General features: G+C 56.4%; 17 protein-coding genes. 3 read left to right on the top strand and 14 right to left on the bottom strand.

Annotated features, from left to right (window positions below; genetic code table 11):
* Positions 1–35: 35 nt before the first annotated feature.
* From ilvC to CHB83_RS12230, 5 genes are all read right to left on the bottom strand, one after another.
* Positions 36–1,103: a ketol-acid reductoisomerase gene (ilvC, locus tag CHB83_RS12250; protein WP_089332910.1), complete on the bottom strand. Its 1,068-nt coding sequence runs from the start codon at positions 1,101–1,103 to the stop codon at positions 36–38.
* 260 nt (positions 1,104–1,363) lie between these two features.
* Positions 1,364–1,996: an acetolactate synthase small subunit gene (gene ilvN / locus CHB83_RS12245; protein ID WP_245855337.1), complete on the bottom strand. Its 633-nt coding sequence runs from the start codon at positions 1,994–1,996 to the stop codon at positions 1,364–1,366.
* Between the two features lie 118 nt (positions 1,997–2,114).
* Positions 2,115–3,878 (bottom strand): biosynthetic-type acetolactate synthase large subunit, encoded by a 1,764-nt coding sequence (gene ilvB, locus CHB83_RS12240; protein ID WP_089332821.1) that lies wholly within the window; start codon positions 3,876–3,878, stop codon positions 2,115–2,117.
* Positions 3,835–5,559: a dihydroxy-acid dehydratase gene (ilvD, locus tag CHB83_RS12235; protein WP_089332820.1), complete on the bottom strand. Its 1,725-nt coding sequence runs from the start codon at positions 5,557–5,559 to the stop codon at positions 3,835–3,837. Before ilvD ends, ilvB begins: the two co-directional genes overlap by 44 nt.
* A 73-nt stretch (positions 5,560–5,632) precedes the next feature.
* Complete coding sequence (locus CHB83_RS12230) at positions 5,633–6,538, bottom strand: branched-chain amino acid transaminase (RefSeq protein ID WP_089332819.1); 906 nt, start codon at positions 6,536–6,538, stop codon at positions 5,633–5,635.
* Positions 6,539–6,971: 433 nt separating this feature from the next.
* Here CHB83_RS12230 and CHB83_RS12225 point away from each other — a divergent pair, with 433 nt between their 5' ends.
* Positions 6,972–8,516, top strand: coding sequence for a hypothetical protein (locus CHB83_RS12225; protein ID WP_089332818.1), 1,545 nt, complete (start codon positions 6,972–6,974; stop codon positions 8,514–8,516).
* Between the two features lie 126 nt (positions 8,517–8,642).
* On the opposite strand, the gene CHB83_RS12220 is transcribed toward CHB83_RS12225, so the two are convergent.
* The gene (locus tag CHB83_RS12220) at positions 8,643–9,518 is read right to left on the bottom strand and encodes a hypothetical protein (protein WP_089332817.1); all 876 of its coding nucleotides are present in this window, start codon (positions 9,516–9,518) and stop codon (positions 8,643–8,645) included.
* 12 nt (positions 9,519–9,530) lie between these two features.
* Positions 9,531–9,992, bottom strand: a complete 462-nt coding sequence (locus CHB83_RS12215) for an ABA4-like family protein (RefSeq protein ID WP_089332816.1) — start codon at positions 9,990–9,992, stop codon at positions 9,531–9,533.
* Between the two features lie 186 nt (positions 9,993–10,178).
* Here CHB83_RS12215 and CHB83_RS12210 point away from each other — a divergent pair, with 186 nt between their 5' ends.
* Positions 10,179–10,859: a hypothetical protein gene (locus CHB83_RS12210; protein ID WP_143437125.1), complete on the top strand. Its 681-nt coding sequence runs from the start codon at positions 10,179–10,181 to the stop codon at positions 10,857–10,859.
* Between the two features lie 73 nt (positions 10,860–10,932).
* Here the strand turns inward: CHB83_RS12210 and CHB83_RS12205 are convergent, their stop codons facing one another.
* The 3 genes from CHB83_RS12205 to CHB83_RS12195 all read right to left on the bottom strand — a co-directional run bounded on the left by CHB83_RS12205 (position 10,933) and on the right by CHB83_RS12195 (position 13,145).
* Positions 10,933–11,367 carry a hypothetical protein gene (locus CHB83_RS12205; RefSeq protein WP_089332815.1) on the bottom strand — a complete coding sequence of 145 codons (435 nt, stop codon included), beginning with the start codon at positions 11,365–11,367 and terminating at the stop codon, positions 10,933–10,935.
* A 152-nt stretch (positions 11,368–11,519) separates the two neighbouring features.
* Positions 11,520–12,644, bottom strand: a complete 1,125-nt coding sequence (locus CHB83_RS12200) for an AMP-binding protein (protein ID WP_089332814.1) — start codon at positions 12,642–12,644, stop codon at positions 11,520–11,522.
* A gap of 51 nt (positions 12,645–12,695) precedes the next feature.
* The gene (locus tag CHB83_RS12195) at positions 12,696–13,145 is read right to left on the bottom strand and encodes a hypothetical protein (RefSeq protein ID WP_055562535.1); all 450 of its coding nucleotides are present in this window, start codon (positions 13,143–13,145) and stop codon (positions 12,696–12,698) included.
* 167 nt (positions 13,146–13,312) lie between these two features.
* On the opposite strand from CHB83_RS12195, the gene CHB83_RS12190 reads away from it, so the two are divergent.
* Positions 13,313–13,531 carry a hypothetical protein gene (locus CHB83_RS12190; RefSeq protein ID WP_045688668.1) on the top strand — a complete coding sequence of 73 codons (219 nt, stop codon included), beginning with the start codon at positions 13,313–13,315 and terminating at the stop codon, positions 13,529–13,531.
* A 109-nt stretch (positions 13,532–13,640) separates the two neighbouring features.
* Here the strand turns inward: CHB83_RS12190 and CHB83_RS12185 are convergent, their stop codons facing one another.
* From CHB83_RS12185 to menB, 4 genes are all read right to left on the bottom strand, one after another.
* The gene (locus CHB83_RS12185; RefSeq protein WP_089332813.1) at positions 13,641–16,172 is read right to left on the bottom strand and encodes a hypothetical protein; all 2,532 of its coding nucleotides are present in this window, start codon (positions 16,170–16,172) and stop codon (positions 13,641–13,643) included.
* A gap of 443 nt (positions 16,173–16,615) precedes the next feature.
* Positions 16,616–16,972, bottom strand: a complete 357-nt coding sequence (locus CHB83_RS12180; RefSeq protein WP_179225522.1) for a DUF6370 family protein — start codon at positions 16,970–16,972, stop codon at positions 16,616–16,618.
* 146 nt (positions 16,973–17,118) lie between these two features.
* Entirely contained in the window at positions 17,119–17,631 is a 513-nt protein-coding gene (locus CHB83_RS12175) for a hypothetical protein (protein WP_089332812.1), read from the bottom strand.
* Positions 17,632–17,829: 198 nt separating this feature from the next.
* The gene (gene menB, locus CHB83_RS12170) at positions 17,830–18,654 is read right to left on the bottom strand and encodes a 1,4-dihydroxy-2-naphthoyl-CoA synthase (RefSeq protein ID WP_089332811.1); all 825 of its coding nucleotides are present in this window, start codon (positions 18,652–18,654) and stop codon (positions 17,830–17,832) included.
* Between the last annotated feature and the right edge of the window lie 49 nt (positions 18,655–18,703).

The raw sequence follows: 18,703 nt of genomic DNA, 5'->3' as shown, positions 1-18,703 counted from the left end.
CGTTGCGGCCAGCCTTCACAGATATTCGTCGTTGATTAGCTAAGTTCTTCTACCTTCTCGGTTGCCTTCGAGCGAAGCTCGCGCACTGTAGCGCCCGTCTGCCACAGCTCCGAGTCGCGCACTTCTTTCAGCTCAGCTTCCAGCTCTTGGCGGTAGCCGGGAGTAGAGCCCCGCTGGATGGTGCGCGCCGCCTCGGCACCCGACGCTACGCTGTCGTACAGTTCATTTAGCACGGGCAGAGTTGCCTCGCGGAACTTGCCTTTCCAGTCGAGGGCGCCGCGCTGGGCCGTTACGGAGCAGTTGCTGAACATCCAATCCATGCCGTTTTCGCCTACCAGCGGCACGAGGCTTTGGGTAAGCTCTTCCACGGTTTCGTTGAACGCCTCTGAAGGGGAGTGGCCCCGCTGGCGAAGCACTTGGTACTGGGCTTCGATGATGCCAGCCAAGGCACCCATGAGCACGCCCCGCTCGCCGGTGAGGTCAGAGTACACTTCTTTTTTGAAGTCGGTTTCGAACAGGTAGCCCGAGCCTACGCCAATGCCCAGGGCTACCGCCTTCTCGTACGCCTGACCAGTAGCATCCTGGTACACCGCAAACGACGAGTTGAGGCCGCCACCAGCCACAAACAGACGGCGCAGGCTGGTGCCGCTACCCTTGGGAGCTACCAGAACTACGTCCACATCTGCCGGCGGAATGATATTCGTTTGGTCGTTGAAGGTGATACCGAAGCCGTGGGAGAAGTATAAGGTCTTACCTGCTGTCAGCTTAGCCTTCAGGGTGGGCCACACCGCAATCTGACCAGCATCGGAAAGCAGGTTAGCGATGATAGTGCCCCGCTCAGCGGCTTCTTCAATGTCGAAAAGGGTTTCGCCTTCTACCCACCCATCGGCTTCGGCCTTCTGCCAGGAGGCCGAGTCACGGCGCTGCCCAATGATGACGTTAAAGCCGTTGTCGCGTAGATTTAGTGCTTGGCCGGGGCCCTGCACACCATAGCCAATTACGGCAATGGTTTCATCTTTCAGAATCGCGCGGGCTTTCTCCAAGGGAAATTCGTCGCGGGTAACTACGTGCTCTTCTACGCCGCCAAAGTTGATGGTTGCCATGATGTTGGGTATTGGGTTGGAAGATGAAAATGTGTCGTTGTTGTTCACTGGCTCAGGGTTTAAACCCTGGGCTATTAAGTGGTTGTTTTTGCCGCTTTCGTGCATCATGCCGAGCTTGTCGAGACATCTCGCGTGCTGATGGGGTGTTGCAATCCAATGGTGCAGGCCAGATGTCCTATCAAGCTCGGTAGGGCAGGCGGTTGAAGTGGTGAAACTGCTTCGGCAGGCTCAGCAGGACCGTTCTGTAGGCACTGAGTGTCCTACATCGTAAACACCTTATCTCGGCTGTTGAGGTAGTCGTTTTCGCTTACTTCCTGGCCGGGCTCTATGCGTTCAAACTCGCGGAGCTTGTGGTGGAAACCCTCGCTGCCTTTGATGATGGCAATGCGGGCTGAGCGCACAAACTCAATGAGGCCGTAGGGTTGCAGCACCGTCAGCAGCTTGTCGGTTTCCTCGCGGTGGCCAGTGGTTTCAAACACCGTGTAATCCTTGCGAATTACTACGGCCCGGGCCCCGTGCTCCCGTAGCAGCCGCTCTACCAGGGCCCGCTCAGCAATGATATCGGTAGGTACTTTATAGAGCGCCATTTCCTGCCAGATGACGTCCTCATTGGGGTTGAAGTACACCTTTAAGACTTCCACCTGCTTCTCAATCTGGCGGGCAATCTTGCGCACTACCTCCTCCGTTTCCACCACCACAATGTTGAAGCGGTGAATACCCTCAATTTCCGAAGGAGAGGTGTTCAGGCTCTCGATGTTGATTTTGCGCCGGGAGAAGATGATGGCAATACGGTTCAGCAGCCCCACCTGATTCTCGGTGTAGGCCGTGATGTTGTACTCCTGCCGGTCGATGGGTTGCTGGGTCATATTATGGGCGACTAAATAGTCCGTCATGCTGAGCACAGTCGAAGCATCTCTACCTCTTACTACTACTGGCCTGGGCCTGTGCAACAAAGCAATAGAGATGCTTCGGCAAGCGCAGTATGACGTTCTGCTAGGCTTTCAAAGCGTTCTACTTCAACCTGATTTCTCCAACCCCGCAGCCTTGTGGCACCATGGGGAAGATGTTGTTCTCGCGGGTTACCATTACTTCCAGCAGGAAAGAGCCGGGGTGTTCCAGCATTTGCTGGAGAGCGGCATGTAGCTCAGCACGGGTGTCCACGCGGCGGCCGGCAATGCTGTAGCCCTTGGCTACGGTCACATAGTCGGGGCTGGCAATGTCCACGAAGGAATAGCGCCGGTCGTGGAACATCTCCTGCCACTGGCGCACCATGCCCAGAAACTGGTTGTTGAGCAGGAGGATTTTCACGTTCACGCCCGTTTGCATGATGGTGCCCAGCTCCTGAATTGTCATCTGAATGCCGCCGTCGCCAATGACGGCTACCACAGTGCGGTCGGGCCGGCCGTACTTGGCCCCAATAGCGGCTGGTAACGCAAAGCCCATAGTGCCCAAGCCCCCGCTGGTGATGTTGCTGCGCGTGTGGTTGAGCTTGGCGTAGCGGCAGGCTACCATTTGGTGCTGGCCCACATCGGTTACAATGATGGCATTGCCCTGGGTTAGCTCATTCAGGTGCTGAATTACCTCGCCCATGGTCAGCTCGTCAGACGTCGGAAACAGCTCCTCCTGAATAACGGCGGCTATTTCCTCGGCGTCGTGGTCTAGGAAGCGCTGCCGCCACTCGGGGTAGGTGCGGGCCTCCACTAGCTGGGTAAGTAGGGGAAGGGTTTCCATACAGTCGCCCCACACGGGCACCGTTGCCTTCACGTTCTTGTCGATTTCCGTGGGGTCGATGTCGAGGTGAATAATCTGCGCCTGCTTGGCGTATTTGTCGAGGCGGCCCGTCACCCGGTCGTCGAAGCGCATGCCAATGGCAATGAGCACGTCGCACTCGTTGGTCAGCACATTGGGGCCGTAGTTGCCGTGCATGCCCAGCATGCCCACGTTCAGCGGGTGCCCCGTGGGTAGCGCGCCAGCCCCCAGAATGGTCCAAGCGGCCGGGATACCGCTTTTCTCAATGAACTGCGCAAATTCCTGCTCCGCTTTGCCTAGTAGCACACCCTGCCCCCAGAGCACTAGCGGCCGTTTGGCTTTGTTGATGAGCTCAGCCGCTTGCGCTATATACTCCGGGCGCACCAGTGGCTGCGGCCGGTAGCTGCGGATGTGGTTGCAAGGCTGGTAGGGCTCAAAGTCGGCTTTCTGAATCTGCGCGTTCTTGGTAATGTCGATGAGCACCGGGCCGGGGCGGCCACTGCGGGCAATGTAGAAGGCCTTGGCCAGCGCCGCCGGAATTTCACTGGCGTCCGTTACCTGGTGGTTCCACTTCGTAACGGGCGTGGTAATGTTCAGAATATCGGTTTCCTGGAAGGCATCGGTACCCAGCAAGTGCGCGAATACTTGCCCGGTGATGCACACCAGCGGGGTGCTGTCAATCTGCGCATCGGCCAAGCCGGTGACAAGGTTGGTAGCACCGGGGCCACTGGTAGCAAATACAACGCCCACCTTCCCCGACGACCGAGCGTAACCCTGCGCCGCGTGAATACCGCCCTGCTCGTGGCGCACCAGCACGTGGTTTAGCTGCTCCTTGAAGTCGTAGAGGGCATCATAAATTGGAATGATGGCGCCGCCGGGGTAGCCAAATACGGTGTCTACGCCTTCCGCCAGCAGGGCCAGCAGGGTGGCCTCAGCGCCCGACAAAGTACGGGTGGCCGATTCCGTAGCGGCTACGGCTATTTCAGGCGAGGTTGGCACGGGCTGGGGTTGCTGGTTCGTGTACATAGTCTTCCTGATAATCGGTGATACAGCCGCGGCTTGCGTCGCTAACCGTGCGGATATACTTCAGCAGCACGCCTTGTAGCACGTTGGGCCGGGGCCGCTGCCACTGCTGGCGGCGTAGCTCCAGCAAGGCGTCATCTACCTGCACATCCATGGTATTGGTGCTGGCGTCCAGCACAATCCAGTCGCCATCTTCTACCAGCGCAATGGTACCACCGTCGTAGGCCTCCGGGCACACGTGCCCAATAACGAAGCCATGGGTGCCGCCAGAAAAGCGCCCGTCCGTAATCAAGGCTACTTTGTCGCCCAGGCCCGCCCCAATAATGGCTGAGGTAGGCTTGAGCATTTCCGGCATGCCGGGTCCGCCCTTGGGCCCTACGTAGCGAATCACGACCACGTGGCCGGGCTGGATTTTATTCTGGGTGATGCCTTCGTTTAGTTCCTCTTCGGAGTTGAACACGATGGCCGGCCCCGCAAAGCGAAGACCTTCCTTGCCAGTGATTTTGGCTACCGCGCCCTTGGAAGCCAAGTTGCCATACAGGATTTGGATGTGGCCATCAGCTTTGATGGGATTATCCAGGGGGCGTAGCAAATCCTGCTCAGCGCCCAGGGGCTGCACATCAGCGAGGTTCTCGGCCAGGGTTTGGCCCGTCACAGTCAGTAGGTGGCCATGCAGAAGCCCTTGGTTTAGCAGGGTTTTCATCACGGCCGGCACCCCACCCAGGGCCGATAGATCCTCCATTAGGTACTTGCCGCTGGGCTTGAGGTCGGCCAACACCGGAGTACGGTTGCTAACGGCTTGAAAGTCCTCCATGGACAGCGGCACGCCGGCCGCATGAGCAATAGCAATGAGGTGAAGCACTGCGTTGGTAGAGCCTCCAAGCACGGTGGTCATCACGAGGGCGTTTTCGAAGGCCTCGCGCACCAGAATATCGCGGGGCTTGAGGTCGAGTTCGAGCAGGCGGCGCAGGTAGGCACCAGCCGTGAGGCACTCCTGCTGCTTCTCGGCGCTGACGGCCGGGGAGGACGAGGAAAACGGGACGCTCATGCCCAGCGTTTCAATGGCCGCCGCCATAGTATTCGCCGTATACATGCCCCCACACGCTCCCGGACCCGGGCAGGCGTTGTGGATGATGCCTCGGTAATCCTCGTCCGATATCTGCCCCTGCAGCTTCTTGCCGTAGGCCTCAAAGCACGATACAATGTTGAGCTGCTGCCCCTTGAAGGTGCCGCCTTTGATAGTGCCCCCGTACACCATCAGGGCTGGCCGGTTCAGGCGCGCCATGGCAATAAGGGCGCCCGGCATGTTTTTGTCGCAGCCCATCACGCAGGCTAAGGCATCGTAGTTGTGTGCTCCAGCCATGGCCTCAATGGAGTCGGCAATGATTTCCCGGGAAACCAGGGAGTAGCGCATGCCGGCCGTGCCGTTGGTAATACCATCCGAAACGCCAATGGTGTTAAACCGCAGCCCCACCAGGCCCTGCTCCTGCACGCCTACCTTCACTTGGTCGGCCAGGCCGTTGAGGTGCATGTTGCAGGTGTTGCCTTCAAAACCGGTGGAGCAAATGCCCACGAAGGGTTTGTGCAGATCAGCATCTGAAAGGCCCGAGCCAATGAGCATGGCTTGGGACGCCGGCAGGCTGTCGTCCTGGGTGTAAATGCGGCTATATTTATTCAGGGCCATTGGAAAGAGTTGGCGGGTTCTGGAGGTACTAGTAGGGGTTCTGCCACGCACGCGTCGACGCCGGGTGCGCCACCTACTGCTGCTTGGCGAAGCTGGCGGCGCGGGTGGCCGTTTGGCCGGTCACGAGGGCGTGGTAGTGGCTGGCCAACATGCCCCCAATGGTTTGCTGGAAGGGCGTATCAAAGGTCACGTCGTCTACCGAAGCAACACCGATAACCTCCGCCGCCGTGCCCGTCATGAAGGCTGCCGAGGCCGTGCGCAGCTCATCTGGCGTGAAGAACTGCTCGTGCACCGTAATACCGGCTTCGCGGGCCAAATCAATGATGGTGTTGCGGGTGATGCCGCGCAGGATGCTGCCAGCCGGGGCCGTGAACAGCTCCCCATTGCGCTCGAAAAAGAAGTTGGCGCCGGGGCCCTCCGCTACGTAGCCGTTCATGTCGAGCAGCAGCGCCTCATCATAGCCGCGGCCCTTGGCTTCGGAGCTGGCAATGATGGAGTTGACGTAGTGGCCCGATACCTTCGCCTCAATAGGCACTGCTTTGGGGTTGGGGCGCTGGTAGGGCGAAACGGAAAGGCGCAGAAGCTGGTCGCCGAGGTACTTACCCCATTCCCACACTGCAATCAGTACGTTGCTGGTGGTCGCCACCTTGAGGCTCATGTTGGGAGTAGCGGCGTACACCAGGGGGCGGATGTAGGCGTCAGTCAGATTGTTGCGCTCCAGTACTTCGTAGCTGATGCGCGTTAGTTCCTCCACCGAGTACTCCAGGGGCAGCCCCACAGATTTGCACGAGTAATGCAGCCGCTCATAGTGCTCCTCGGCCTTGAAAATCTGCGCTCCGTTGGGTGTGTTGTAGGACCGAATACCTTCAAACACGGCATACCCGTAGTGTAACGATTGGGCGTAGACCCCGCAGGTGGCCTGCTCGGCTGGCACAAACTCGCCATCCAGAAAAGCGACGGTGTTACTGGTGAAGTACATTGTGATTTGGGAGAAGGGAGAAATGAAAAAGGGGTACTAAAAAGCCTTTCTGCGCTTAGGGCTTGGAAAGGCTGATTTGTAGAGGAAACAAAACGGTAGCTTTCAGCCCAGGAGCGGCGGAACAATGACGAGCACGACGGGTAGCAGAATCGGCTGCATAAGCTAGGTGAGCGGGTAAAAGCGCAAAAAGAAGGTGAGAACTTTCGTTTCGGATGATCAGTGGATAAAAGCTCGGCGCTACGAAAGAAATTATTCGGTAAGCAGAGCGTTTTAAACAGTCGTGCATGGCATATTTACACCGGCTAACTGAGTGCAAGTACAGCGGCAGTACTAGGCTATGAAAACTTTTTTCCAGCTTATCTACTATTTCTAATTTAGAAACTATTGTCTGTAATATGCTTACATTCAAACACTTGCCTTTTGGTAAACTACAATGCCCAGCGAAAGTAGCGACCCGGTTTTTCAACTAATTAAGTCCCTGACCCGCACCGAAAAGCGGCACTTCCGGTTATTCGCCAACCGGCAGGGCTCCACCGATGGCTTAAAGTTTCTACAGCTTTTCGACGCCCTCGACGATATGGAGCGCTACGACGAGGAACGGGTACTAGCGCGAGTGCCCGCCATTAAGAAAGTACAAGTCGCCAACCTCAAGGCTAACCTGTATCGGCAGCTCTTAGCCAGCTTGCGCATGTACCACGCGGGGCAGAACTTAGATATTCAACTGCACGAGCAGCTAGACTACGCCCGTGTACTCTACAACCGCGGCCTCTACCAGCAGAGCCTGCGGATGCTGGAGAAAGTGAAAGCCGCCGCCCACCAAGCGGGCATGCCGCACATTGTGCTACTGGTGCTTGACTTCGAGAAAATGATTGAAGGTCAGTATATTACACGTAGTTTGCGCGACCGGGCTAAGGAGCTTTCAGAGGAAGCAACTGTCACGGTAAGCCACGTAGCCCGGGAGCACGAACTATCGAACCTGGCGCTGCGCATGTACGGGCTGTACCTCAAAATAGGGCACACCCGCAATCAGCAGGATTATGAGCGGGCCACGGCCTTTTTCCGCAAGGAGCTACCCCCGCTGGACCTCAGACAGGCCAGCTTCTTTGAGCAGCTGTACTACTACCAAGCGCACGTGTGGTACTATACCATCACACAGGATTTTCGACTGTGTTTCCGCTACGCTCAAAAGTGGGTCGATCTGTTTGAGCACCATCCCATCATGCGAGAGCAGCAGAATATGCTCTACCTCAAGGGGCTGCACAACTTGCTAATAACTTCGCACAACTTACTGTACTATAGTAAGTTTGCTCAGGTATTGGCGCAATTAGAAGCTTTTTCGGCTGACCCCGACCGGCGTACCAGCCCCAACGTGGAGATGCTGCTGTTTCTGTACATCTACACCAACCGGCTGAACGGCTACTTCATGCGCGGGCAGTTTACGGAGGGCCTAACTATTGTACCCGACTTGCTGGCCGGGCTCGACCACTTCCGGCTGCAGCTAGACTCGCACCGCCGCTTGGTATTTTACTATAAGATTGCCAGCCTCTACTTCGGTAGCGGACAGCCCGACAAAGCTATTGAGTACCTCAATAAGGTAATCTACTTCAAGGATATCAGTCTGCGCGAGGATATTCAGTGCTTTGCTCGCATCCTCAACCTCATTGCGCACTACGAAGCCGGCCGCGACGAAGCCTTGGAGTACCAAGTGCGCTCCGTATACCGCTTCCTGGGCAAGATGAACGACCAGCAGCAGATGCAGGTGGCCATTTTTCAGTTTCTTCGCAACCTCGGCGACGTAGCGCCTTCCCAGCTCAAGGATGCATTCATTCAGCTCAAAGACAAGCTTATTCGCATTGCAGAAAATCCTTTTGAGCGGCGTCCCTTCCTGTACCTAGACATCATTTCTTGGCTGGAAAGCAAAATTGAGAATGTGCCCGTGCAGGAGATAATTCGGCGTAAGTTTAGCAAGCTGAAGTAGCCAACTTACCGGGCCGTGTGAGCCCTAGCACAGCGACGCTTATTCAAAAGCCCAGGGGAGCTGCCAGGTACACAACTGGCAGCTCCCCTGGGCTTTTGAATAAACTACACTCAGTTTTTGGCTGGCTTACCATCGTATAAAGGGTATGCCGTGCATAGCTTGCGCAAACAGCAGCCCTACTGCCGTAGTGTACAAGGCGGCTCCCACCCACGTGAGCAAAACAGCGCGTTGGGGTTGCAACTGGCGGCGACCTAAAGCCCACCCCAACAGGGGTATAGCTTGTAAGGCGTGCAGGCCCAGAAAGTGGGCAATGCGCAGGTCGCCGGCGCGGGTGCTCCAACCCAGGCCAGGCAGGCCCGCGCCTCCGTCGGGGGCGCCCACGGTGTGTTGGTTGAGGTGAACCATCATGCCACCCACCACACTACCTACCAGAAATAAGGCTAGCCCCAGCCGTACGCCCCACACGTAGGCCTCGGAGCCGTGGAGCCGATGCTGCCATACCAAGAATACCGCCCAAATGATAACTACCGTGTTGACCATGATGAACAACCCCATCAGGCTGAAGATCATGCCGTCGGTAGCGGTAGCGCCATTGAAGTGGGACGTAGTGCCGCGCCCCGCTTGCACAACTATGCACAGGATTTCTACTCCCATACTCACGGCCACGGCCCAACTAATGCGCCGAACCGCGCGCTGAGCCGGAGCAGGCAAGTCGGCCAGGAGCCACGCTAGCGTCCAGATATACAGCAGGTCTGAAAGTACAAACTTGGCTGGCTTCACCCACACAGGTAGGCCCGTAACCATTCGGTGGTCGAAGGGGAGTAGTGCAAGGCATACCAGCAGGAGTGCGACGTGCGCCCAACCCGCCCAAGACAATACTGGGTTAACCCGATGCAGCACCCGTAGGTAATCGGCTACTACGGCTAGGGCGGAGGCTGTGCGCGGCTTGCTCGATGTGCCGGCAAGAGTAGCTGGTGTTTTCAGCGGCAGACTGGTAGACATACTACTGCTTGGTTAAAGGGGAAGGGATAGAGCTGAATCTGTAGCGTGGCGGCCACGGAGGCGCCGCACAATACTGTATACAAGCAGCCCTACGGGGCCAAGGAGGAAGGTGAGGAGCAGGCACGGCACCAGCAGCCAGTGCGCTACGCCGCGCCGTTGAGCGTCAAGGCTTTCCCAAATGCCGAGGCACAAATCGAAGCACAGGTAGTGCACCCAGCCAGCCAGCAGGGCCCACGGGTCGTGGAATAGCTTGGCTACCTCAGCCAGCGAGGCAAACCCACCTTCGCTTGCCTGGGCACTGAGGTAATGAAAGCCAATAAGCAAGGCGTAACCCAACGCCAACAGCAGAGGCAGCACCCCGCTGTGTACCAACCGGCGCGTGCCCGACCAGCGGGGGGCTACTACCAGCAATACCCAGCCTACCATAGCAAGCGGGTTAGCTAGAGAAAATAAAAAGTTGGGAGTGACGGACATGGGGCAAGGGCTAGGTGACACGCAAACATGCACGGAAATCCAGCACTAAGCAGTAAGAACCAGGGTGAAGCGCCAAGAGCAAGTGGCCAACCGCCGAAGTGGGTGGGGTGAGCCGCGTGGGTGGCTAGTACATTCCGCACTCCACAGTTGTACCTTCGCGCCGTGGAAATTACTAGTACCCTTCGTTTGCCTGTGCTCTTACTGCCGCCGCTGCTGGCTGCCTTGCCCGTGTGGGCCACTGAACCCTCCGCTGCACCCGCCTACGATTCTACTTTTGTGCGGCAGAGTCACCGCCGGGCAGTATTTCAGTTCGACCAGCGGTTTTCTATTCTGAATGGCAAAGTAGTCGGCATCAACGGGCTCAAGGGCGGCATCGAGTGGCGGGGCCGCTGGCGGGCCGGGCTGGGGTTCTACCGCCTCTCTGGGGGCGTGCCTACGCGCATTCCGCTACCCGAAGGCATGCCCGCGGGCACCCGCGACGACGTTCGTTTTCGCTACATGGTAGCGTACGGCGAGTACGTATTTATTGGGAACCCACGGTGGGAAGTAAGTGCCCCTTTGCAACTGGGCGTGGGGAGTTACTATACCAAGTTTTACCTGCCCAACAACAGTGTGCAACGCAGCAGCTCGCGGGTGCTCTACATCCTAGAACCCTCCGTAGCGGCGCACTACCGCATTTTCCGGTGGGTAGGGGTAGGAGCAGGGACCGGCTACCGGCAAATTGCCTTCACCGGAAAACGCCCTGATGACCAGCTTAGTGGTATTATTTTCTCGGGGCGCGTCAAGCTGTTTCTGGGAGACTTCATCAAAGTCGTGCGCGGACACGAACGCCTATTTTCTCAACAAGGCTTGATGCCGGCAAAGTAAGGCCTACAAAACCCCAGCTTCAAGCTTTCTAAAGACATGAAGCTGGGGGTGCGTAAGAGTCTTGCGCCTTGGGCTAGCGGGGCACGGCTACTGCCTTGGCCGTTAAGAGGCGGCGTAGCATGTAGCGGCGCACGTAGCGGCCCGCATCGTTGCTGCCCGGGGTGGTAGGCGTCTCCATAATCTGCACAATCTCCCACCCCAGGCTGCCCATGTAGTTTACGGCGCTGATGGGGGTAGCAAATACATCCATCTTGCCGGCCTCCCGCTTCATCTGCTCCGATCCTCCTAGTTTTTCATAGCCATAGCCGAAGTCCACGTAAATGTCATCGGTCTTGGTCTTTTCGGGTTTGCCTTTGCTTAACGCCCCCGTGTGCATCAGCTCACAGTACTCATAACGTACGGGTTCGTTTTGTAGCGGCCGTACGGAGGGCGCCTGCTGAGCGAAGGCAGAGTGCTGGGAAGCTACCATGGCACCGGCCAGTAATAGAGAGGTAAGGAGTTGTTTCATGCACAAAAGCAAGGGAGAGTGAAAAGCATCTGACAATCTTATAGCATTCTGGGCAGAATATAGAATTCAACGGCTATGTATGGGTAGGCGCAGGCAGCAATTGTCCACACGCCTACCCATACATAGCCACCTAAAGTCTTGCCGCCGTTGCGCTAGAGTGGTGCCGCTGTTAAGCTGCGAATGGTAGAAAGACGGTCTAATTTACCCGATGCAGTAGTGCTGAAGGCCGGAACAGCTACGTATTCCCGTGGCACTTCGTACTTATCGAGGCGCTGGTTAAGAAGCTCTTGTAGTTGCTGCTGCTGCGTAGTGGAGAGAGCCTTCCCTTCCAAATAGGCCGTCACCTGCTCGCCTAGGCGTTTGTCGGGCCGGCCAGCCACGAAGGCTCGACGTCCAAGGTTGAGCTCAGTAAGAGCTACCTCCAGTACTAGTTCTACCTTCTCAGCCTGCACCTTCACCCCACCACTATTGATGACAAAATCGGCGCGGCCTAACCATTCAAACGTGTGCGCATCTACCAGTTGAATTCGGTCGTTGGTGGTGATGAGCTGGTCTTGGGTTACGTCGGCGCGCACGGTGAGGCACCCGCGCTGATCTTGGGCCACGTGAATGCCGGGCAGAACGTGGTAGTAGGGAGTGGGCGCGGAACCATTGAGGCGGCGCAGAGCAATGTGCGAGGCCGTTTCCGTCATGCCGTAGGTTACGTACACGGGCACTCGCAGCTGTTGCACTTCGCGTTCCAAACTCTTCTCTACTGCTGCCCCGCCCACCAAAATACCTTTCATGCGGTTTAGCCGGGAGGTATGACCAGCCGCTAGCACCGCCCGCAATTGCAGGGGTACAAAAGATGTGAAATCGAACTCTGCTTTGGGGGGCACAAGTGCCAACGGGTCGGCCTGTGGTTCGACAATGGTTAGGTGCATGCGCCGCTCGAAAGCGCGAACCAGCATCATCAGTCCGCCCACAAACTCACAGTTTAAGCATACCAGCATTCGGTCGCCGGGGCCCAGGTCAAAGTAGTCGCCCGTGCGGCGGGCCGAAGCTTCCAGTTGCCGCCGCGACATTGTAATGGACTGCGGTTGGCCGGTAGAGCCCGAGGTGCGCAGCCCGAACTCCTGGGCTCCATTCAGCCATTGCCGGCAGAAGTCGAGTACGCGGGCTTCGTAGCCGTTCAGGTCGGTAGGAGAGTTGGCAGGATATTGCTGGATGTCGGCGTAGAAGAATTCGCGGCCGTTAAGAAGTAAGGAAACAGGTAGGAGGTCGGAGTCGGCAGTCATGGAAAACAAATAGAGAAGGCAGCAAATCAAACCAAGCACAGAAGCGGGCTTCTAGCGAAGCAGCCAGCGTTGGTACTCTTTGGCTGTAGGAACCGTTGCCAAGCACATTCCCAACAGCAGCGCACCACAGGCTAGCAGCTCTAGCACCTCCCGCGTGAGGAAGTAGGAAGCCAGCAGCGGCAAGCCAAGCAAACTAAGTAAGCTGTTGCGAAGGAAGATTCGGCTTTGGTAAATACGCATATTTTCCTCGGCTAGCCGTCGTATGTTGGGTCGTAGGCGCCGAGAAATGATGTAGAGCAGCATACTTACTACGGGCACCAAGGCCGCCAGCAGCACCAACGCAGGCCACGAGGCCAAGTGCGTTTGGCTCCCAGAGCCTACGCCGACCTGGCTACTAGCGCCCAGCACCACGCCCAGCATGACAAGCGCCTGCACGGGAAAATGCATCCAGTGAAGACGCCGAATGCGCCCAATGGCCAAGTGAAATTCCGCGTTTGTCATGGCTGGTAGACTAAGAAGAATAGATAGGAAATAGCGTTGGCGGCGCTGCCGCACCTATATAACTGCGTAGCTTGGCAAAGCTCCCTAGCAAAGCACGTAATCAGGTTGTCGTTGACTTTTAGTGAGATAAAGTTGTATCTTAAAAGAGTCATCAACCTCCAAACGCCATGCACCCCACCGCACCGAGTCCGTTTGCCCTGGTCCGTACGTTTGTATTTCGGCGCTACCTCACGCTCCGCAACCACGTAGCCGCTCCAACTGCGTCTCCCGTTAAGGAGGCCGCCCGCAAGGCCCGTAAGCTGCTAAAGAAGCGCATCAAGAACGAGCGGCTACGCAACTTCTTTGGCTGGTGCGAAGGCTGTGCCGCCTATGGGTCGATATTTTAACGAGTAAGCACCTAGCTATAGTCAGAAAGCCCCACGTTCCATTTCTAGTAGAAAAGGAGGCGTGGGGCTTTTTGTAGCTGTGCAAAATGGTAGTAGACTTCAGTATGCCTCAATAGTACATCTGTAGGACATCTACGTCCCCGAGAGGAAGGTCAACGGTGACCTTATTGCCACTTTGCTGAAAGCGTAACGGACCCCGCTCCGCCGATTGTACCCGGCGCACAGGACGGTCTGCGGCCACGGTTACCCGTACTTCTTGCGCCGTTCCCCGCCAGTTTAAGAGGGTTACGGCTACTCCAGTGGAACTATAGAGTGCGGGCGCTTCAACCAGGGGCTTGCTAACGTGAACGGGTAGCTCTGCTCCCGCATCCCGAACGGGCTGGACAATCAGCTGGCGCCAGCCTTCTGAGAAGCCACTGGGCAGTCCATTTGTATTTTCGGTTGCGGAATGACGATAGGAAAGACCTGGATAACAGGCAAAACGCAGAATCCGCCCCTTGCCTACTTTCGTTTCCGTGAGGGCAGGAGTGCCATCCGTGAAGCGAAGCGCCAGCCGGGCCTGGTTGGCTCCGCGGGTTAATAATTCAAGCTTTTCTCTCTCCCCAAACACGGGCAAAGCAGTAGTAGTGGAGGTAAGCTGCCCAGTTACTTTCGCGTCGGCATACTGAAAAGCAGGCATCCGAATGGGGGCTGCCGGCCGTACGCCCGCTGCTTGCTCTAGGGTTTGCAGGGGTTGGTGGTACCGGTCAAAGCCTGCTGTTCCGGCAGCCATAACCAAGGTGCCACCCTTCTGCACCCATCGAAGCACACCTTCTGCCGCCTCGGCAGGTAACTCGGGGGCGGTTACGTATAACACTTTCGTGGATTGAAAATCAGGCTCCGTAAGCTTTTGCTCATCCACGAAACGAACGGGAATGGCGCTGTGCTGCAAGGCCAGAAAAAGGCCGTGCATCTCCACCATATACCCCATGCGGCCAGCATCCATGTACGGGTTGGTGCCATCAATAATCCGGGGCGGATTCTTATATTCCTCTAAATCCCATAAAGGCGAACTTTGGGGGGTTAGGATGGCAACCGGCGAAGTCTTCATTTTCCCCGGAAACAGGAGGTCTTCTGCTTTAGCTACCAGTCGCATGCCAGTAGCAAGAGGTTTGAAAACGGCTAGGTTCTCTGAATAGCAGTTTCCCGGAAAGGCATACTCGGGCCCATAAGTGAAAAACTGGATGGTTTTGGCTCCGTGGCCTACTAGGGCTAGCAGTTTCTGCGCCATCCCAGCCGGGCGCTGGCCCGAGACTCGGGGGATTACCAAGGCTCCCATCCCTACTTGTCCTAGCTCAGAAGCCGCTCGCAGGCGAGAGGCGTAGAACGACCATTGCGGGGCCATGTCATCCCCAAACCAGTCTTCCGTAGCAATGGCCGTTGTTCCCCGTTCCCGGCCAAACTCAAGCCAGTCGTGCTGGCCCATTGCTGCATTGGGGTTGCTGCCTTGATTGTTGTTTCCTACGGGACCTGGCTGATACGCCAAGCCCATGAAGTTATTGAAGTTAACCAGCACGGGCACCTTAGGCCTGATTACTTCCTCGTAAGCTTTGGCTACCTCCCCAAAAAAGCGAGCGGATGCCCAAGGTAGAAAGCGGTTTGACCAGTAGAACAGGCGGCGCGAAGGCAGGTCGCGGTACTGCTGCCGGCCAATGAGTTCAACTTGGTTCCAATCCGATTTGCCCAGGGCAGCAGGGGTAAGGCCCCGCGCCCGTAAGTAGCTATGAAATGCCGCTAGGGCCGCTGGATCTTTGTTGAACTCATCGTACCTGGCTGGATAGTACCAACCAGGCTCATCACTGGTGACCCAAAAGCCAATCTCTTCCTTTGTCCAACCCGAAGCCAGCTGAGGCGCGATTTGGTCCTGAACAAACTTCACGAACTCCGTGTGTCGTTGTGGAGTGAAGTTGAACGCGTACCCAGGTGGATTATAAACGGCCCCCCATATTTTCCGGATGCCTGCAGCCCGCACAGTGGAAGTAAGCGCTGCCGGTACCGGATGCAAGGTGTTAAACCCGATACCACACAGCCGCTTTATTCCTTCATGCCAGCTTAGTACATCATTATCTGAGCCGATGTACCGCTCTCCGAACAGAATCTTCTTGGGGCGTTGGTTTTCGGGAAGAAAAGCCGCTTTCAGCGCTTGGTCGTACACGCGCCGGCCATGCCCGGTGTAGGTGTCAATATGAATTTTCTTGTCTGCGCTCTGCCACAAAATAAGGCCCACGGTGGGGCCAAACAGCTCCGCGGGCGTAGTGCTAACCTCTCCACCCTCTATGGCAGACTGTACTTGGAGCTTAACGGATGGAAAGGGCGCAACTGCTACCGGCGTTACTGATAAGCCGGTGGTTACCTGCCAGAACGGGTTATTGGCGTTGTTGTACGTTGCCAGAATCTGGTCAATACCGGCTCGGGTAGAGGGTATCCAGTTGCTCCAAGCCGGACCAGAAAAGCGCGCGCCCTGGGGATTACCCGTCAGTGAGAAATCAAATTGCTGGGTTGGAGCGGGTGCTTTGCCTTGCACACTAAGTATGCGCACCCGCACGCGATAGTTGGGTACATCTTTGGCGGCTGGGGCAGCAGGTAGTAGCGCTGGGCGCAAAAGAAACCAGAGAACGAGTGTCCAGCCGCTTCTTTTAAGAGAAAAGTGTAAAGGCACTAGTGGAAAGTATGAACCGCATGTAGCGCAAAGCACAGATACGGATGTTCGACGAAGTACTTAATGTGTCACGGCTAAACGATGATAGTTGCAACTTGTATTGCCAGACGCGGCCATAAAAATTAGCACCTACTCGTAAGTAACCCATATTCAAACCAACCAGGGAATAGCTAGTACGAAGCTTGCGCGGTGTGCGGGTCGATGATTTATTCTTAAAAACCAACGCGCAGCGCTACCCAACTTGGGTGGCACTGCGCGTTGGTTTTACTTGGGCATTGGCCCCAAGAGAGCTGTTGGAGGCCCAATAGCTGACGTAAGTAGCCTGTGAGGTGAATAGCGCATAAGTAGCGCTTCATAGGCTGCAAGAGGTAGAGGGTTCTGGCTGCCTACTTGCTTTTGGTGGTCTCTGGCACCAACTTGAAATAGGTTGCCTTGAAGCGGTTGTCTACTATTTCTCCTTGCACTTGCGCCGTACGAATGGCGCTGCAGAAGCCATCTTGAGCGTGCGCGTCGCCGTGGGAATCAATGGTTGTGCCATCCACGAAATAAGCTTTCCCGTTCATGCGCACGGCTAAGTCGCATCCCTTGCCTGGGAGGCCCAGCCGGCACTGACCGCACGCGGCTTCTACCAACTGCACCTGCTTTGGGGTGCTAGGAGCAGCCGGCTGGCTTTGGACCGCTTGGGCGTGTCCCACCGACACCGCGGCAGTACTCATAACCAGGGCAAACAGCAGTGCTTTCATACCGGAGAAAAAGGTGATCAGTCCAATTGATAGGCTCGAATATACGGCCCAAGTATTTGCTTCGTTCTGCTTATGAAGAAGCCGTGGCCCCCAGTGCGCACTCGCCGGAAAGGATGGTATGGGGTGGCGTGGCCTCCTGGTAAAGCTTACATAGTAGCAATCATAGCCGATGCAAACATCATGGACATATAGTAATTGGTGCAGTGGATGGCTACTAGCAGGAGAATGTTCTTCACCTCCAGGGTTTCGAAAATCTCGGTGCTGGTTACCGTGTAATCATAGTTGGCTTTGTTCCATTTAAGAGTAGGCCGGATGGTGAGCAACTCGTGGCCTTCTTTATCAACCAGCACGAAGTCGTTTTTGAGCACTCCCCGGTTCTGAACTACGAATGCTTTGTTTGTGCCGCCTAGCCTGGATTTTAGTACGATGTTACCGTTCCAGTGCATGTTGAAGCTGAGCACTACCGCTGTCTGGTCCTTTACCTCAACAGTGGTGCCCCAGAAGCCCTTGGGCTCAATGCGAAGTGAGGTGCCATCGGTCAGCGTCAAAACGGATTCGAAGGAAAACCACTCTGCGTACTTCAAGGTGCCCAGCACGGTAGCATTCGCTAGCACCGTGAAGGTTAGGGCATCGGTAGAGTTTACTAGGTACTCGGCCATTAACTTCTGGTAAAATAGGAGTAGCACTCTTGTGCGCAGATGCTGAACTGTCGTTGATACGCCCGCTCTAGTGCCGACGTAATATAGGCTTAGATTCCATAGCGTAGACCAAAAAAATAGCTGCTAAGCAGTTAGGGTTTACACAAAAAAGAGGCCCACACTATGCTGTGTGGGCCTCTTTGGGGAATATGTCTGCGCTTATGGGAACTTAGGGTACTTCGAGAAGTCGGGCTTGCGCTTCTCTAGGAAGGCGTTCTTGCCTTCTTTGGCTTCCTCAGAGAGGTAGTATAGCAGGGTAGCATTGCCGGCTAGCTCCTGAATGCCAGCCTGCCCGTCAAGCTCCGCGTTGAAGCTCGATTTCAGCATCCGCAAAGCTAAGGGACTCTTTTCCAGAATTTTGTTGCACCACGCCACGGTAGTTTCTTCCAGCTTGTCGAGGGGGACTACCTTGTTCACGAGGCCCATATCAAGGGCCTCCTGGGCATCGTACTGGTCGCAGAGAAACCAAATCTCGCGCGCCTTCTTCTGTCCCACCACGCGTGCCAAGTAGCTAGCCCCAAAGCCCCCGTCAAAGGAGCCTACGTTGGGGCCGGTCTGGCCGAAGCGGGCGTTGTCAGCGGCAATGCTCAGGTCGCAGACTACGTGCAGAACGTGGCCGCCGCCAATGGCCCAGCCTGCTACCATGGCTACCACGGGCTTGGGAATGGAGCGGATAAGCTTTTGCAGATCCAGCACGTTAAGGCGAGGCATGGCATCGTCGCCCACGTAGCCGCCGTGGCCACGTACGCTCTGGTCGCCGCCCGAGCAGAAAGCCTTGCCACCCTCACCCGTGAGGATAACCACGCCAATGTCGGTTCGGTCACGGCAGATGTGCATGGCCTCAATCATCTCCTGCACCGTGAGGGGCGTGAAGGCGTTGTGAACCTGCGGACGATTGATGCTGATCTTGGCGATACCGCCAGACTGTGTGAAAAGGATTTCGCGGAACTCCTTGATGGGGGTCCAGGTGAGTTGTTCGGCCATATTAGGTAGAGTAAGAAAAACGTCCGCTACTGTCCGTCATCCCGCATAA

The organism is Hymenobacter mucosus (assembly GCF_900188255.1).
Lineage (GTDB): Bacteria > Bacteroidota > Bacteroidia > Cytophagales > Hymenobacteraceae > Hymenobacter > Hymenobacter mucosus.
This window is presented reverse-complemented; position numbering and strand designations above follow the sequence as displayed.

Bases quoted from the DNA above. Each gene is read 5' to 3' on its own strand.
- CHB83_RS12215 (WP_089332816.1), bottom strand. From the start codon at position 9,992: ATGTCCGTCACTCCCAACTTTTTATTTTCTCTAGCTAACCCGCTTGCT.
- CHB83_RS12200 (WP_089332814.1), bottom strand. From the start codon at position 12,644: ATGACTGCCGACTCCGACCTCCTACCTGTTTCCTTACTTCTTAACGGC.
- CHB83_RS12225 (WP_089332818.1), top strand. From the start codon at position 6,972: ATGCCCAGCGAAAGTAGCGACCCGGTTTTTCAACTAATTAAGTCCCTG.
- CHB83_RS12175 (WP_089332812.1), bottom strand. From the start codon at position 17,631: ATGGCCGAGTACCTAGTAAACTCTACCGATGCCCTAACCTTCACGGTG.
- CHB83_RS12230 (WP_089332819.1), bottom strand. From the start codon at position 6,538: ATGTACTTCACCAGTAACACCGTCGCTTTTCTGGATGGCGAGTTTGTG.
- ilvD (WP_089332820.1), bottom strand. From the start codon at position 5,559: ATGGCCCTGAATAAATATAGCCGCATTTACACCCAGGACGACAGCCTG.
- CHB83_RS12220 (WP_089332817.1), bottom strand. From the start codon at position 9,518: ATGTCTACCAGTCTGCCGCTGAAAACACCAGCTACTCTTGCCGGCACA.
- CHB83_RS12190 (WP_045688668.1), top strand. From the start codon at position 13,313: ATGCACCCCACCGCACCGAGTCCGTTTGCCCTGGTCCGTACGTTTGTA.
- CHB83_RS12180 (WP_179225522.1), bottom strand. From the start codon at position 16,972: ATGAAAGCACTGCTGTTTGCCCTGGTTATGAGTACTGCCGCGGTGTCG.
- CHB83_RS12205 (WP_089332815.1), bottom strand. From the start codon at position 11,367: ATGAAACAACTCCTTACCTCTCTATTACTGGCCGGTGCCATGGTAGCT.
- CHB83_RS12195 (WP_055562535.1), bottom strand. From the start codon at position 13,145: ATGACAAACGCGGAATTTCACTTGGCCATTGGGCGCATTCGGCGTCTT.
- ilvC (WP_089332910.1), bottom strand. From the start codon at position 1,103: ATGGCAACCATCAACTTTGGCGGCGTAGAAGAGCACGTAGTTACCCGC.
- ilvB (WP_089332821.1), bottom strand. From the start codon at position 3,878: ATGTACACGAACCAGCAACCCCAGCCCGTGCCAACCTCGCCTGAAATA.
- ilvN (WP_245855337.1), bottom strand. From the start codon at position 1,996: ATGACGGACTATTTAGTCGCCCATAATATGACCCAGCAACCCATCGAC.
- menB (WP_089332811.1), bottom strand. From the start codon at position 18,654: ATGGCCGAACAACTCACCTGGACCCCCATCAAGGAGTTCCGCGAAATC.